Annotated in this window: 14 protein-coding genes; 6 read left to right on the top strand and 8 right to left on the bottom strand. The window is 68.0% G+C overall.

Annotated features, from left to right (window positions below; genetic code table 11):
* Window positions 1–137: 137 nt before the first annotated feature.
* The 8 genes from LX16_RS11090 to rpmH form a co-directional block, all read right to left on the bottom strand.
* Window positions 138–1,226 carry a ParB/RepB/Spo0J family partition protein gene (locus tag LX16_RS11090; protein WP_147137714.1) on the bottom strand — a complete coding sequence of 363 codons (1,089 nt, stop codon included), beginning with the start codon at window positions 1,224–1,226 and terminating at the stop codon, window positions 138–140.
* Window positions 1,178–2,230, bottom strand: coding sequence for a ParA family protein (locus LX16_RS11085; protein WP_425304425.1), 1,053 nt, complete (start codon window positions 2,228–2,230; stop codon window positions 1,178–1,180). The genes LX16_RS11090 and LX16_RS11085 overlap by 49 nt, the downstream gene beginning before the upstream one ends.
* A gap of 1,035 nt (window positions 2,231–3,265) precedes the next feature.
* Window positions 3,266–3,991 (bottom strand): 16S rRNA (guanine(527)-N(7))-methyltransferase RsmG, encoded by a 726-nt coding sequence (gene rsmG, locus LX16_RS11080; protein ID WP_147137707.1) that lies wholly within the window; start codon window positions 3,989–3,991, stop codon window positions 3,266–3,268.
* Window positions 3,991–4,506 (bottom strand): Jag family protein, encoded by a 516-nt coding sequence (locus LX16_RS11075; protein WP_147137704.1) that lies wholly within the window; start codon window positions 4,504–4,506, stop codon window positions 3,991–3,993. The genes rsmG and LX16_RS11075 overlap by 1 nt, the downstream gene beginning before the upstream one ends.
* Window positions 4,490–5,458 (bottom strand): membrane protein insertase YidC, encoded by a 969-nt coding sequence (gene yidC / locus LX16_RS11070; RefSeq protein WP_147137701.1) that lies wholly within the window; start codon window positions 5,456–5,458, stop codon window positions 4,490–4,492. The genes LX16_RS11075 and yidC overlap by 17 nt, the downstream gene beginning before the upstream one ends.
* Window positions 5,459–5,494: 36 nt before the next feature.
* Entirely contained in the window at window positions 5,495–5,731 is a 237-nt protein-coding gene (yidD, locus tag LX16_RS11065; RefSeq protein WP_211354452.1) for a membrane protein insertion efficiency factor YidD, read from the bottom strand.
* Window positions 5,728–6,078, bottom strand: a complete 351-nt coding sequence (gene rnpA, locus LX16_RS27090; protein ID WP_147137698.1) for a ribonuclease P protein component — start codon at window positions 6,076–6,078, stop codon at window positions 5,728–5,730. The genes yidD and rnpA overlap by 4 nt, the downstream gene beginning before the upstream one ends.
* A gap of 22 nt (window positions 6,079–6,100) precedes the next feature.
* Complete coding sequence (gene rpmH, locus LX16_RS11055; protein WP_142039993.1) at window positions 6,101–6,238, bottom strand: 50S ribosomal protein L34; 138 nt, start codon at window positions 6,236–6,238, stop codon at window positions 6,101–6,103.
* A gap of 419 nt (window positions 6,239–6,657) precedes the next feature.
* On the opposite strand from rpmH, the gene dnaA reads away from it, so the two are divergent.
* The 6 genes from dnaA (at window position 6,658) to gyrB (ending at window position 14,714) form a co-directional block, all read left to right on the top strand.
* A complete protein-coding gene (gene dnaA / locus LX16_RS11050) occupies window positions 6,658–8,208 on the top strand; it encodes a chromosomal replication initiator protein DnaA (protein WP_147140676.1) in 1,551 nt (516 codons plus the stop codon).
* A gap of 674 nt (window positions 8,209–8,882) precedes the next feature.
* Window positions 8,883–10,025, top strand: coding sequence for a DNA polymerase III subunit beta (gene dnaN, locus LX16_RS11045; RefSeq protein WP_147137695.1), 1,143 nt, complete (start codon window positions 8,883–8,885; stop codon window positions 10,023–10,025).
* Window positions 10,026–10,050: 25 nt separating this feature from the next.
* Window positions 10,051–10,938 (top strand): phosphogluconate dehydrogenase (NAD(+)-dependent, decarboxylating), encoded by an 888-nt coding sequence (gnd, locus tag LX16_RS11040; RefSeq protein ID WP_147137692.1) that lies wholly within the window; start codon window positions 10,051–10,053, stop codon window positions 10,936–10,938.
* A gap of 59 nt (window positions 10,939–10,997) precedes the next feature.
* Entirely contained in the window at window positions 10,998–12,134 is a 1,137-nt protein-coding gene (gene recF / locus LX16_RS11035) for a DNA replication/repair protein RecF (RefSeq protein WP_147137689.1), read from the top strand.
* Entirely contained in the window at window positions 12,124–12,549 is a 426-nt protein-coding gene (locus LX16_RS11030; RefSeq protein WP_147137686.1) for a DciA family protein, read from the top strand. The genes recF and LX16_RS11030 overlap by 11 nt, the downstream gene beginning before the upstream one ends.
* Window positions 12,550–12,755: 206 nt before the next feature.
* Window positions 12,756–14,714, top strand: coding sequence for a DNA topoisomerase (ATP-hydrolyzing) subunit B (gene gyrB / locus LX16_RS11025; RefSeq protein WP_147137683.1), 1,959 nt, complete (start codon window positions 12,756–12,758; stop codon window positions 14,712–14,714).
* Window positions 14,715–14,796 lie beyond the last annotated feature (82 nt).

Below are 14,796 nucleotides of genomic sequence, written 5' to 3'. Positions count from 1 at the left end.
AGACAACCGAATGAGTGAAACAAAAAAACCGCCGACGACCTCGGCGGTGTTCGTGCTGTCCGGAGACGATCCGGGCCACCCGATGACACGAAGAACCGGTCACCGGAGAATCCGGTGACCGGTGAATACTCCCGGGATCAGTTCTCGCGGGAGTCCAGGCCCATGCTCTTCGCGATCCGCTCCAGATCGGCGATACTGCCGAACTCGATGACGATCTTGCCCTTCTTCTGCCCCAACGCGACCTTCACGCGCGTCTCGAACCGGTCCGAGAGCCGATCGGCGAGATCCGTGACCCCCGGCGAGTGGATCTTGGTGGCCCGCTTCTTCGCCGGCACCGACTGCGCCAGGTCGCCGTCCGGAATCCGGCCGCCGTTCTCCAAGCGCACGACCTCCTCGGTGGTCCGGACCGAGAGACCCTCCTGAACGATCCGCTTCGCCACCGCGTGCTGCCGATCGGTGTTCGGCAGCGCCAACAGCGCACGCGCGTGCCCGAAAGTGAGGACACCGGCGGCCACCTGCTTCTGCAGCCCGGCGGGCAGACTCAGCAACCGGATCATGTTCGAGATCTGCGACCGGCTGCGCCCGATCCGCTTCGACAGATCCTCCTGCGTCGCGCCGAACTCCTCGAGAAGCTGTTGGTATGCCGCGGCCTCCTCCAGCGGGTTCAACTGCACCCGGTGGATGTTCTCCAGCAGGGCCTCCTTGAGGAGGTCCTCGTCCTTGGTCTCCCGGACGATGGCGGGAACGGTCTCCCAACCGAGGGCGCGCGCGGCACGGGTCCGGCGTTCCCCCATGACGAGTTCGTACTCGAAGACCCGTTCGACGTCCTCGTCGTCCTCGTTCTTGACCACGCGCACCGTGTTCGGCGGCAGGGGCCGCACCGCGATCGGCTGCAGCATCCCGACCTCGCCGAGCGACACCTTCAGCTCGTCGAGTTCCTCCGGGGCGAAGTCCTCGCGGGGCTGCTTCGGGTTGACGGCGAGCGAATCGAGCGGGATCAACTTGAATTTCGCGCCCGGTACGGGCAGAAGTTCCGGTGTCGTTTCACGTGGAACATCGGGTGCCTCCGCCGATTCGCCGGTGAAGGCGATGTCGTCCTGGGAAGGCCGCGGCGTCGGCAGCGACTCGTCCTCCGACGCCGTTTCACGTGAAACATCCTCGGCCGGGGACGGCGGAATCAGTGCCGCCAGTCCTCGTCCGAGACCACCCTTCTTGCGCATAACGATGCCCCCATTGCCGCGCCTCGCAAGGCGATCTCTTCGGCCGCCTCGAAGTAACTCGTCGCTCCCCGGGAACCCGGGTCGTACGTCATGACGGACTGCCCGTATCCCGGTGCCTCCGACACCCGGACGCTACGGGGCACGACCGCCTTCAACACGGTGTCACCGAAGTGACTGCGCACCTCCTGCTCGACCTGATCGGCGAGCTTGGTCCGCTTGTCGTACATCGTCAGCAGGATCGTCGACACCTGAAGCCGGGGATTCAGGTGCACCTTGACGAGCTCGATGTTGCGGAGCAACTGTCCGAGTCCCTCCAGGGCGTAGTACTCACACTGGATCGGGATCAACACCTCCTCGGCGGCGACCATCGCGTTGACGGTGAGCAGGCCCAGCGAAGGCGGGCAGTCGATCAGGATGTAGTCGATCTCGTGCGGGTAACCCGCGATGGCGCGCTGCAGTCGGTTCTCCCGCGCGACGAGCGACACCAATTCCACCTCCGCGCCGGCGAGGTCGATCGTCGCGGGAGCGCACACCAGGTTCGGGATGCCCTCGACCGCCTGGGTCACCTCGACGAGCGGAACGCCCTCGATGAGTGCCTCGTAGATGGAGGGTGTTCCGGCCCCGTGCTCCACACCGAGTCCGGTGGACGCGTTGCCCTGCGGGTCGAGGTCGATCACCATGACGCGGTTGCCGTGGAGTGCGAGTGCCACCGCGAGATTGACGGCCGAGGTCGTCTTTCCGACGCCGCCCTTCTGGTTCGCGATCCCCAGGACGCGGCGGCGACGGGGACGGGGCATCGACACTCCGCCGCCGGGATTCAACACCTTGACGGCGCGCTGCGCCTCACGGGCGAGAGGTAGGTCGTCGTCCCAGGGCGACGGCCATTCGGTCTCTGTTTCACGTGGAACATTCGGCTTCTGTTGCGGAAACTGGGGATCCGTAGCTTCGGCCGCGGCCGTGATCGCACGTGAAACGGCGCCCGAAGTCTCCCATGTGTGGTCAGCTCGCATCTGTGCTCCATGAGTCGTCTCATTACCAGGCCGGTCACCGTCGGCAGCTAAATCGGGCCGTGTCGCGGAGTCCAGCACCTCTCGAATGCGCTCGCGACTGACTTCACCTTCATCCCAGTTCTCACGCACTCCGCAAGAGTACGGCCATGGCGGCCCTTTGACGCAATGCCCCAGGTCGATTTCCGCTAACACCTTCGCACACCCGTGGGCCGCGATGTTTCACGTGAAACATTGGCGTGTCCGGATGCCGTGCGACCCGGCGCGTCGACGTATCCACATGCCGCATCGCCGCATGTCGCCGGGGCCACCCCGGATCCGTCCACAACCGGCGGGTTATCCACAGCCCCCGCGCTTCGGCCTCGACACACCCCCACATCGGCCCATAGGCTCGACGCCATGGGGAGGAGGAGTGGCGGCCCCCGAGATCGATCGGGGCGTCATCTCTCTCGGCCGGCCGGCCGTCCCCCTCGCCCGGCCCCCGTTCCTTCGAGGCCCCGTCGACGTCGCCCGGGTGGGAAGCCGCCGCGCCGGGCCGACCGAAGGCCGGTGACGGCGGGCGGGCATCGGCACCACACTGCCACAGAGGCCCGCCTGTGCCGATCCGGGCCGGACGCCGTCGGAAGCCGGGCGACCAGCCCGGCCGCGTACCGGCCGGCCGACCCGTGCCGTCCCCATCCCTTCGGCACGGAAGGCATTCCAGAAAGGGAACCGCCGCCCACCGCGAAGTGGACGCCGCCGTCGGTGACGGACGCAGGAGCCCGAGGCTGATCGAGGACCCACGGCCACAACGAGTCGAGGCACATGCCGCACACGCACCCCACGCCCCGCATCTCGGCATCGAGTCCGGCGTCGCGGGTTCCGGCGAAGACCACCGTCACCACGTGTCCCCGGACGCCGCGTGTCACCCCGGAGGACCGAAACACCGCAGGACACCGCCGAACCCGCACTCCACCCGGCGACACTCGCCGCCGGTGAGAACACGAACGCCGTGGGCGCGATCGCGCCCACGGCGGTAATACACGGCCGGGCCGGCCGTCACGGACGGCGGAGCCGGATCACGGTCGTCGGAACGTCCAGCAGCTTCTCGCCGCACCGGACCACGGCCGGTTGCTCGGCCCTCCGGGAGCGGCGTTGCGCGACGTAGTCCTCCACCTCCTGTGGCGCGGACGATCCCTTGATCGCCAGGACCAGTCCGCCCCGGCGGGCGAGCGGGAGACACCAGCCGGCGAGTTTGGGGAGCGCCGCCACCGCACGGGAGGTCACCACGTCGGCCTTTCCCTTGGGGGAGACCGATTCGGCGCGGGACCGCAGCACTTCGACGTTGTCGAGTCCGAGTCGTTCGACGGTCTCGGTGAGGAACGCGGTCCGGCGTTCCATCGGTTCGACGAGCGTCACCCACAGGTCGGGGCGGGCGACGGCGAGCGGGATGCCGGGGAGTCCGGCCCCGGACCCGATGTCGAGGACGTCGGAGTCGGCGGGGACGAGTTCGGTGAGGGCGGCGCAGTTGAGCAGGTGGCGCTCCCAGAGCCGGGGCACCTCTCGTGGGCCGATGAGTCCACGGACCACGCCGTCGGTGGCGAGCAGCCCGGCGTAGGCGACGGCGGTGTCGAGGCGGGCGCCGAAGAGTTCCGCCGCGGCGGCGCGGACGCCCTCGGGTTGGCCGGTCAGTTCGGCCGCGGGTTCGGCGGGGGCGGCGGTGTCACGTGAAACGGCGGGACCCTCCACACCGGAGGGTCCCGCCGTGTTTGCGTCTTCTGTCATCACGAGGTCGGTCGGACCACGATTCGGCGGTTGGGTTCGCTGCCCTCGGACTCGCTCTCGACGCCGTCGGTGGCGTTGATGACGTCGTGGACGCACTTGCGCTCGAAGGCGCTCATGCTCTCCAGGCGCACCAGCCTGCCGGTGTCGAGGACCTTGGAGGCCGTCCGTTCCGCGAGCGCGGTCAGTTCCTTGCGACGGTTCGCGCGGTATCCGCCGACGTCGAGCATGAGGCGGCTGTGTTCGCCGGTCTTGCGGTAGATCGCCAGCCGGGCGAGCTCCTGCAACGCCTCCATGGTCGCGCCGTTGGTGCCGATGAGCTTTCCGAGACCGCCTCCGACGATCTCCACGACCGGCCGGTCCCCCACGACCAGTTCGTCGATGTCACCGTCGCTGTCGATGATGTCGAGGAAACCCTCAAGGTAGTCGGCCGCGATCTCACTCTCGGCGAACAGTTCGTCCTCGGTGACGTCGTCGGCGGCCGGAGCCGGGGTTTCGGCTTCACTTACTGGCGCCACGCGTGGCACCCCCCTTCTTTCGGTTGGTTGGCTTGGCGCCCACCTTCGGCGCCAGTGCCTTGGCCCGTTCCTGCTTTTCCTTCAGCTCCTGGGCGTGCTTCTTGCTGCCCGGCTTGGCGGTCTTCTTCGCCGGAAGGTTCGCGCCGGTGATGTTCTGCGGCGGCGGGTACTTGCGCAGCACCCAGATCTGCTGGCCGAGCGAGAACGCGTTGTTGATGACCCAGTAGACGATGACGCCGATCGGGAAGATGACACCGGAGAACAGCAGCATCACGGGGATGCCGTAGAGCATCACCTTCTGGATCATCCGCTGCTGCGGGTCGGGGTTCCAACCGGTCTTGAGGATCATCTGCCGGGTGGTGAGGAAGGTGGTCGCGGTCATGACGATGACCAGGATCCCGGACACCACCTTGACGGTGAGGGGGTCGCTGCCGGTGCCGGCGAGCTGCGAGGCGCTGGTGGTGAAGGTGCCCCAGATGGGCGCGCCGAACACGTGGGAGCCCAGCGCGCTGAACCACTGGTCGGTGGTCCAGCCGTACAGCGTCCAGTTGGGCTCGTAGACGTTGTCGGGGTTGATGCGTCGCAGGACGTGGAGGAGTCCGATGAACACGGGCGCCTGGAGCAGCAGCGGGAGGCAACCCATCAGCGGGTTGGCCTTCTCCTTGCGGTACAGCTCGACCATCTCGCGCTGCAGCGTCTCGCGGTCGTTCTTGTACTTGTTCTGGAGTTCCTTGAGCTGCGGCGCGAGCGCCTGCATCGCCCGCTGCGACTTGATCTGCTTGATGAACAGCGGGAAGAGGATCACCCGGATGGTGATGACGAGGAACACGATCGCCAGCACCCAGGACCAGTTCGTACCGAGTACCGCGTCTTCGGGGACCACCTGCCCCCACAGCTCGTGCCATCGAAGCAGCAGCCACGAGATGGCGGTGTAGATCCAGTTGAGGTTCACCGGCCGACTCCGGTCGTTTCAGTCATCTGCGCTCTCTCAAGGTCGATCAGGTGCCGTGGGGACCGGATCGAATCCACCCGGGTGGAACGGCTGGCACCGTCCCAGTCTCTTCAGGGTCAACCATGCGCCGCGGGCGGCGCCGTGCGTCTGTAGCGCCTCCACGGCATAGGCGCTACAGGTGGGATGGAACCGGCAACGGTCCGGTAGTGCGGGGCTGATCCATCGACGGTACGCGACGATGGGCCACGTCAGGATCCGGGCCGTCGGGGTCACTGCCGCCGCCGGAGTGTCGCGGCGACCGCCGCGGTGAGGTCGTCGTCCAGTCGGTCGTACCCGGCCGTGGCGGCGTCGGGCAGCGCGCGGACCACGAAGTCGGTGTCGGCGGGCCAGTCGGGGAGGTGCTGTGCGGCCAGGTGCCGCAGGCGCCGTTTGACCAGGTTCCTGGTGACCGCGCCGCCGACGGCCTTGCTGACGACGAAGCCGACCCGTGCACCCGTGGGGTGAGGGTCGGCTCGGCGTCCGGCGTGCACGACGACGCCGCCGCGCCTGGCGCGGCGGCCGTGTCTGAGCACCGCCGAGAAGTCGGCGCTGCGCCGGACCCGAGCGGCTGCCGGCAACACCGGATGTCCCGTGGGGCCCGGATTAAGCGGTCAGGCGGGCACGGCCGCGACGGCGGCGGGCGGCGACGATGGCGCGGCCGGCGCGGGTGCGCATGCGCAGCCGGAAACCGTGGGTCTTTGCGCGACGGCGGTTGTTGGGCTGAAAGGTGCGCTTGCTCACGAGTGCTCTCCACGTTGATAAGGGTTGTTGTGGCGTTCGGTGCCGCCCACCCAGGCTAGCAGCCCGCCAATGGACAACCTCGCGATCGTACCGGCCGTCACCTCGGGAGAATCCGGCAGGTGAGGGCCGAACGGCAGGTCACCGCCCTGTGGACAACCGCCCGGTTATCCACAGGCCCTGTGGATAACCGGGTGTCGGCGCAGCTCGCCGGGCGTTTCCCGGAGCGTCGGCGGGCGGTCGCCGGACCGGTTTCCAGGCGTGAATCCACAGGTCAGATAGGTCGGGGCTCATCAAGATCACAGTTGGGACCACCGCACACGCAGCGGGCGGGCGGCCTGTGGATAACCTGTGGACAACGTTCCGCGAAGGATGAGGGGTCAGCGGTGAGTCAGGACGAACTCCACACGGCATGGGCGGCCATGACCGCGGAGCTTGGCGATGAATCCCTCTCGGGCCAGCAGCGGGCGTGGTTGGCGGTGACTCAGCCGCTGGGATTGTTCGAAGACACTGTGATCATCGCCGCACCCCACCAGTTCGCCCGTGAAGCGTTCGAGTCTCGGTTGCGGCCGATGCTAACGGATGCCCTCACGCGTCGTCTCGGCCGGTCGGTACAGATCGCGGTCACCGTGCGTGCCTCGGCGGAGCCCGCGGCTCCGACGCCGCCGCGGCAGGCGGCCGCCCCGCGCTATCCGGAGCCCGAACCGGCTCCTCCGGCGCCGCCCGCGCGGCAGGAGGCGTCCCGGTCGTCGTCGCGGTCGGCGGGGTTGCCGCCGCCGTTGTTCGACACCTCGGTGCTGGGGCCGGGGCCTCGGGCGACGCCGCCGGCGCCGCGCTCCGCGGCACCGATGGTGCCGCCTCCGCCGGCGGCCGATCCGGCTCCGGAACGTACCGGGGTGTTCCGGAGCGAGCCCCGGCAGGCGACGCCGCCGGTGGCGCAGGCGAGCCGGTTGAACCCGAAGTACAGCTTCGACACCTTCGTGATCGGTTCGTCGAACCGGTTCGCGCACGCCGCGGCGGTGGCGGTGGCGGAGTCGCCCGCGAAGGCGTACAACCCGCTGTTCATCTACGGCGCGTCGGGTCTGGGGAAGACGCACCTGTTGCACGCGATCGGGCATTACGCGCAGAACCTCGGTAACGCCAACACGGTGCGGTACGTGTCGACGGAGGAGTTCACGAACGACTTCATCAACTCGTTGCGCGACGACAAGCGGCAGGCGTTCCAGCGGCGTTACCGCGACGTGGACATCCTGTTGATCGACGACATCCAGTTCCTGGAGCGGGCGGAGCGTACGCAGGAGGAGTTCTTCCACACCTTCAACACGCTGCACAACGCGAACAAGCAGTTGGTGATCACGTCCGACCGTTCACCGAGGCAGTTGTCGACGCTGGAGGACCGGTTGCGGACCCGCTTCGAGTGGGGTCTGTTGGCGGACGTGCAGCCGCCGGACCTGGAGACCCGGATCGCGATCCTTCAGAAGAAGGCGGCGCAGGAGCGGTTGGCCGCGCCTCCGGACGCGTTGGAGTTCATCGCGTCGCGGATCAACCATTCGATCCGGGAGTTGGAGGGCGCGCTGATCCGGGTGACGGCGTACGCGAGCCTGACCCGTAAGCCGGTGGACCTGGCGCTGGCGCAGGAGGTGTTGCAGGACTTCATTCCGGAGGGGGAGAGCCCGGACGTCACCGCCGAGGACATCATGACCGCGACGGCGGAGTACTTCGGGGTCAGTGACACCGATCTGCGGGGGCATTCGCGGTCCCGGGTGTTGGTGAACGCGAGGCAGGTCGCGATGTACCTGTGCCGGGAGTTGACGGACCTGTCGCTTCCCAGGATCGGTCAGGCCTTCGGGGGCAGGGACCACACGACGGTGATGCACGCGGATCGCAAGATCCGTAAACAGATGGCGGAGAAGCGGTCGTTGTACAACCAGATCGCGGAGTTGACGAACCGGTTGAAGTTGCAGGGGGACTGAACTCCGGGCCCGCCGGTCCGTGACGAGGGCGCGCCGTGTCGGTGGACGCGGCGCGTTCGGTGTTTCCAGCGGTGGTCGTTCGGCGGGTGGGGTATGGCCCGAAAGGGTGATTTCCGGGCTGTGGACGGCGCCGGGGACGCCGTCGCGGGCCCGTGGAGAGGCCGTGGGCGGCTTCGGTTTTCCACAGGAGGTGTGGATAAACCTGTGGGTAACCTGTGCATAACCGGCCGAAATCTGTGGAGAACGGTGTGGATATCGTGTGGAAAACCATTCCGGTTCGTCCACAGGTGCTGTGGAAAACCTGTGTATAACCTGTGGACAGTCCTGTGGACGAATGTGGATAACTCGGCCCCGGCTGTGGAACTGTGGATAACTCCGGGTTTTTCCACAGTTTCATCCACATGAAATCCACAGCCACCCGACCGTGTTGAGCTGTGAATACGTCGGTTTTCCACAGTTTCCACAGGACTCAATACGACTACGGTATTTACCTATAGGGGAAAAAATCTATTAATGACGATGTGGAAAACCCGCGCCGATCGGATCGGCGGCCGCTCACGGGTTTTCGGATCGTCGGCGCGAGTGGCCGTTCCATGCCAGATCGGTGACACCCGGCCTACCGGGACGTGGCAGCATGGTGCTTTCATCGAGGGGCACGCGAAGGAGTAAGACCCATGAAGCTTCGAGTCGATCGCGACGCGTTGGCCGACGCCGTCGCATGGACCGCCAAGAGCCTGCCGGTGCGGCCGTCGGTCCCGGTACTCGCCGGAGCTCTGCTGTCGATCACCGACGGCCGGTTGACGATCTCCGGTTTCGACTACGAGGTCTCCAGCCAGGTGACGCTCGACGTGTCCGCCGACTCGTCCGGATCCGCCCTGGTCTCGGGCAAGCTGCTGGCCGAGATCGTCAAGGCGTTGCCCGCCAAGCCCGTCGACATCGCCGCCGAGGGCAGCCACGTGGAGCTGACCTGCGGAAGTGCCCGGTTCACGCTCCCCACGATGCCGGTCGAGGATTACCCGGCGCTGCCGGACATGCCCGGCGCGGTCGGGACCGTCGACGCCGCCGCCTTCGCCGCCGCCGTCGCGCAGACCGCCGTCGCCGCCGGCAAGGACGACACGCTCCCCACGATGACCGGTGTCCAGATCGAACTGACCCCCAGCGGCCTGTCGCTGCTGGCGACCGACCGGTACCGGATGGCGATCAAGGACCTCGACTGGCGGCCCGACGACGGTGACCTGGAGGTCACGACGCTCATCCCCGCCAAGGCGCTCTCGGACACCGCGAAGGCGCTCGGCGCGCGGGGCGGCGACGTCACGATCGCGGTCCCGGACGCGTCGGCCGGCGGCGTCGGCATGGTCGGGTTCGCCGCGGCCGGACGCCGCACCACGAGCCGGGTGCTGGACGGTCAACTGCCGCCACTGCGGTCCCTGCTGCCGGCGACGTTCGCGGCGGAGCTGCGGGTGGCCGCGGCGGAACTGGGCGCGGTGGCGCGCCGGGTGTCGCTGGTCGCCGAACGCAACTCGCAGCTGCGGTTGAGTTTCGACAGCGACGGCCTGGTCGTGGAGGCCGGGGGCGCGGAGGACGCGAAGGCGTCCGAGGGCCTGGACTGCCAGTACGACGGTGAACCGATGAAGGTCGCGTTCAACCCCCAGTACCTGCTGGACGGCCTGTCGGCGATCTCCGCACCGCAGGCGGTGTTCTCGTTCACCCAGCCGGGTAAGCCGGTCGTGTTGACCGGTGGCAGGCTCTCCGAGGACGACACCAACGACTACGGCGGCTACCGGTACATGCTCCAGCCGCTGCGTTTCGACAGCTGACCCCACTCCTCGGGAGGAGACCTCGATGCAGCTCGGCATCATCGGCCTGGGCAAGATGGGCGGCAACATGCGCACCAGGTTGCGCGCCGCCGGACACGACGTCGTCGGATACGACACGGACCCCGGCCTCAGTGACGCCGCCGACCTGGCCGACCTCGTGTCGCGGTTGGCGGCGCCCCGCGCGGTGTGGGTGATGGTGCCCTCGGGTGACCCGACCCGGCAGACGGTCGCGGCCCTGGGTGACCTGCTGTCGGAGGGGGACGTCGTCGTCGACGGCGGGAACTCCCGGTTCAGTGACGACGCCGAGCACGCGGCGATGCTGGCCGCGCACGGTGTCGGCTACGTCGACGTCGGTGTCTCGGGCGGCGTGTGGGGCGCGGAGAACGGCTACGCGTTGATGGTCGGCGGTGAGGACGCCCACGTGGAACGTCTCATGCCGATCTTCGACTCGCTGAAGCCGCCGGGTGAGTACGGCTTCGTGCACGCGGGCGGTGTCGGTGCGGGCCACTACGCGAAGATGGTGCACAACGGCATCGAGTACGGCCTGATGCAGGCGTACGCCGAGGGGTACGAGCTGCTCGCGGCCAGCGAGTTCGTCACCGACGTCCCCGCGGTCTTCAAGTCGTGGCGGGAGGGTACCGTTGTGCGCTCCTGGCTGTTGGACCTGTTGGACCGGGCGCTCGACGAGGACCCGAACCTGGACCGCATCGCCGGTTACGCCCCCGACTCCGGTGAGGGCCGTTGGACCGTCGAGGAGTCGATCCGACTGGCGGTTCCCACCCCCGCGATCGCGGCGTCGCTGTACGCGCGGTTCGCGTCCCGGCAGGACGATTCGCCGACCATGAAGGCGGTGGCGGCGTTGCGCAACCAGTTCGGCGGGCACGCGGTGAAGAACCGGGAGACGCCCGCCTGAACCCGCCCGTCGGGCGGTTCCGCGGCACGAGTCGACCGGACGGAAGGCGGGTCATCGCGATGCATGTGCGCCGACTGCAGTTGACGGACTTCCGGTCCTGGTCCCAGGTGGACGTGACGTTCCCGGAGGGGCCGAGTGTCCTGGTGGGTCCCAACGGGCACGGCAAGACGAACCTGGTGGAGTCGGTGGGGTACCTCGCCACCGGTGCCAGCCACCGGGTCGCGGGTGACGCGCCGCTGGTGAGGCACGGCGCGGAGTCGGCGGTGATCCGGGCCGCGATCGGTCACGAGGGCCGTGAGTTGCGCGCCGATCTGACGATCCAACCCGGGAAGTCGAACCGGGCGAGGCTCAACCGCAGCCCGCTGCCGCGCGCCCGGGACCTGATCGGGGTCCTCAAGGCGGTCGTGTTCGCGCCGGAGGATCTGAGCCTGGTGCGGGGTGAGCCGGAGCAGCGGCGCCGCATGCTGGACGAACTCCTGATCGCGCGGCATCCCCGGTTCGCGGGGGTCCGCGCCGACTACGAGCGGGTGGTCAGGCAACGCAACACCCTGCTGCGTACCGCCTACCTGGCGAGGAAGACCGGTGGGCGGGGCAACACCGACCTGCACACCCTCGACATCTGGGACCGGCACCTGGCGCAACACGGCGCGGACCTGCTGGCGGGCCGGTTGGCGTTGCTGGAGAGCCTGTCGCCGTACGTGGTGAAGGCGTACGACGCGGTCAGTGCCGGTCGTGGCCGGCCGCAGATGACGTATCAGGCGGCGTGGGCCGACGCGGAACCGTTGAGTCCCGACCGGGACCTGTTGACGGCCCGGTTGGCGGCGGCGCTGGCGGCGGCCAGGGCCCGTGAGACCGAACGAGGTACCACGCTGGTCGGTCCGCACCGCGACGACCTGCTGTTGCGGCTCGGTGACCTGCCCGCGAAGGGTTACGCCAGTCACGGCGAGTCCTGGTCGTACGCGTTGGCGTTGCGGCTGGGCGCGGCCGAGCTGCTGCGGGCCGAGGCGGTGTCGCCGGTGTTGATCCTCGACGACGTGTTCGCCGAGCTCGACACCGACCGGCGGGAACGACTGGCGGCCATGGTGACGCACGCCCCACAGGTGTTGGTGACGTGTGCGGTCGCCGAGGACGTCCCGGCCGCGATGACGGGTGGCCGGTTCGACATCTGTGACGGGGAGGTGAACCGTGTCGTATGAGTCGTCTCGGCGTCCTCGGCGGCGCAGGCGCGGCGGCTGGTCGGGTCCGGGACCGGACGACCGTGACCCGCAGCTGCTCGGTGACGTGCTGGGCAAGCTGGTGAAGGACCGGGGGTGGCGGCGGCCCGCCGCGCACGCCGGCCTGTTCGCGCGGTGGCCCGAGCTGGTGGGGCAGGAGGTGGCGGCGCACTGCCGCCCGGTCGCGTGCCAGGACGGTGAGCTGATCGTGGAGGCGGAGTCCTCGGCGTGGGCGACGCAACTGCGGCTGTTCAAGGCCCAGATGCTGGCCAGGCTGGCCGGTGAGGTGGGGCCCGGGGTCGTCGACCGGATCAGGGTGCAGGGGCCGTCGCAGCCGTCGTACGTGTCGGGTCCCCGGCGGGTCCGGTTCGGTGGGTCGCGCGACGACTGGCGATGACGGATTTCCGGCCTTGACCCGCGCAGGGGGGTACGTCGGTCGGTTTTCGGTCGCTCACTGGCGAGTCAAGGGGCGCGCTGTGCCTTGTTGTCGGACGGCCCAAGTAAGATTGGACGAGTCGCATCTGCGGCGGACGCGGTGATTCGCTCACAGCGCCCGGCGGTGATGTGGCCCACAGCTCATAGGTGAACACAAGGGAGTACTTGGTGGCGGCGAAACAGCAGCAGGATTACAACGCCGGGTCGCTGACCGTCCTGGAGGGGTTGGAGGCGGTCCGCAAGCGTCCCGGTATGTACATCGGCTCGACGGGGGAACGCGGCCTCCACCACCTCGTGTGGGAGGTCGTCGACAACGCCGTGGACGAGGCGCTGGCCGGATACTGCGACACCATCGACGTCACCATCCTGGCCGACAACGGCATCCGGGTGATCGACAACGGCCGCGGCTTCCCGGTCGACCTGCACCCCAAGCTGAAGAAGCCGGGTGTCGAGGTGGCGTTGACCGTCCTCCACGCCGGCGGCAAGTTCGACAGCAAGTCCTACGCGGTCTCCGGTGGTCTCCACGGCGTCGGCGTGTCGGTGGTGAACGCGCTCAGTACCCGGCTGGAGGTGGAGATCCACAAGTCGGGTTCGGTGTGGCGGCAGCAGTACAAGAACGCCGTTCCCGGGCAACTGGAGAAGGGCGAGGCCACCGACCGCACGGGTTCCTCGGTGAGTTTCTGGCCCGACGACACGATCTTCGAGACCACCGTCTACAACTTCGAGACGATCTACCGCCGGCTCCAGGAGTACGCGTTCCTGAACAAGGGCCTCAAGATCGTGCTGCGTGACGAGCGTCCCCGCGCCGAGGCCGAGGAGGACTCCAAGCCCCGCGAGGTCGTCTTCCAGTACGAGGAGGGCATCGCCGACTTCGTCCGGCACCTCAACGCGACCAAGAACGCGCTCCACAAGTCGGTCGTCATGTTCGAGGCCGAGGACACCGGCATGTCCGTCGAGGTCGCGATGCAGTGGAACGAGTCCTACGGCGAGAGCGTCTACACCTTCGCCAACGCGATCAACACCCACGAGGGCGGCACCCACGAGGAGGGTTTCCGGGCCGCGTTGACGACCTGCGTCAACCGGTACGGCGCCGACCGCAAGCTCCTCAAGGGCGACGACCGGCTGTCGGGTGACGACATCCGCGAGGGCCTGGCGGCCATCGTGTCGGTGAAACTCACCGAACCGCAGTTCGAGGGCCAGACGAAGACCAAACTCGGCAACACCGAGGTCAAGAGCTTCGTCCAGAAGGTGTGCAACGAGTGGCTGGTCGACTGGTTCGACCGCAACCCGACCGAGGCCAAGACGATCATCCAGAAGGCGTCCGCCGCCGCGCAGGCCCGCAAGGCCGCCGCGCAGGCCCGCAAGCTCGCCCGCCGCAAGAGCCTGCTGGAGACGTCGTCGATGCCTGGCAAGCTGGCGGACTGCCAGTCCACCGACCCTCGCGAGTCCGAGATGTTCATCGTGGAGGGCGACTCCGCCGGTGGCTCCGGGAAGCAGGGCCGCGACCCCCGCACCCAGGCGATCCTCCCGATCCGGGGCAAGATCCTCAACGTCGAGAAGGCCCGGATCGACAAGGTCCTGAAGAACAACGAGGTCCAGGCGATCATCACCGCGCTGGGCACCGGCATCCACGACGACTTCGACATCGAGAAGTTGCGGTACCACAAGGTCATCCTGATGGCCGACGCCGACGTCGACGGCCAGCACATCAACACCCTGCTGTTGACGCTGCTGTTCCGGTTCATGCGTCCGCTGGTGGAGATGGGGCACGTGTACCTGTCGCAGCCGCCGCTGTACAAGATCAAGTGGAACCGCAAGGGCGACGTCGTCGAGTACGCGTACTCCGACCGGGAACGCGACGGCCTGATCGAGCTGGGAATGAGCCAGGGCAAGCCCGACCCCCGCAAGTACGACGGTGTGCAGCGGTACAAGGGTCTGGGCGAGATGAACTACACCGAGTTGTGGGAGACGACGATGAACCCCGCGACGCGGGCGCTGTTGCAGGTTTCACTCGACGACGCGGCAACCGCCGACGAGCTCTTCAGCGTCCTCATGGGCGAGGACGTGTCGTCGCGTCGATCGTTCATCCAGCGCAACGCCAGGGACGTTCGGTTCCTTGACATCTAGGCCGCGCGGCCGATGTTCGTCGATGGTCACACGTCATTCCCGGTCTCCGGGGGAAAGGTAAGCCGTGTCAGAAGTCAACCAA

The organism is Stackebrandtia albiflava (assembly GCF_007994225.1).
GTDB classification, from domain to species: Bacteria; Actinomycetota; Actinomycetes; order Mycobacteriales; family Micromonosporaceae; genus Stackebrandtia; species Stackebrandtia albiflava.
This window is presented reverse-complemented; position numbering and strand designations above follow the sequence as displayed.

Excerpts from the sequence above, each read along its gene's own strand:
- LX16_RS11085 (WP_425304425.1), bottom strand. The coding sequence starts at position 2,230 with ATGCGAGCTGACCACACATGGGAGACTTCGGGCGCCGTTTCACGTGCG.
- rsmG (WP_147137707.1), bottom strand. The coding sequence starts at position 3,991 with ATGACAGAAGACGCAAACACGGCGGGACCCTCCGGTGTGGAGGGTCCC.
- dnaA (WP_147140676.1), top strand. The coding sequence starts at position 6,658 with ATGACCGCGGAGCTTGGCGATGAATCCCTCTCGGGCCAGCAGCGGGCG.
- dnaN (WP_147137695.1), top strand. The coding sequence starts at position 8,883 with ATGAAGCTTCGAGTCGATCGCGACGCGTTGGCCGACGCCGTCGCATGG.
- gnd (WP_147137692.1), top strand. The coding sequence starts at position 10,051 with ATGCAGCTCGGCATCATCGGCCTGGGCAAGATGGGCGGCAACATGCGC.
- recF (WP_147137689.1), top strand. The coding sequence starts at position 10,998 with ATGCATGTGCGCCGACTGCAGTTGACGGACTTCCGGTCCTGGTCCCAG.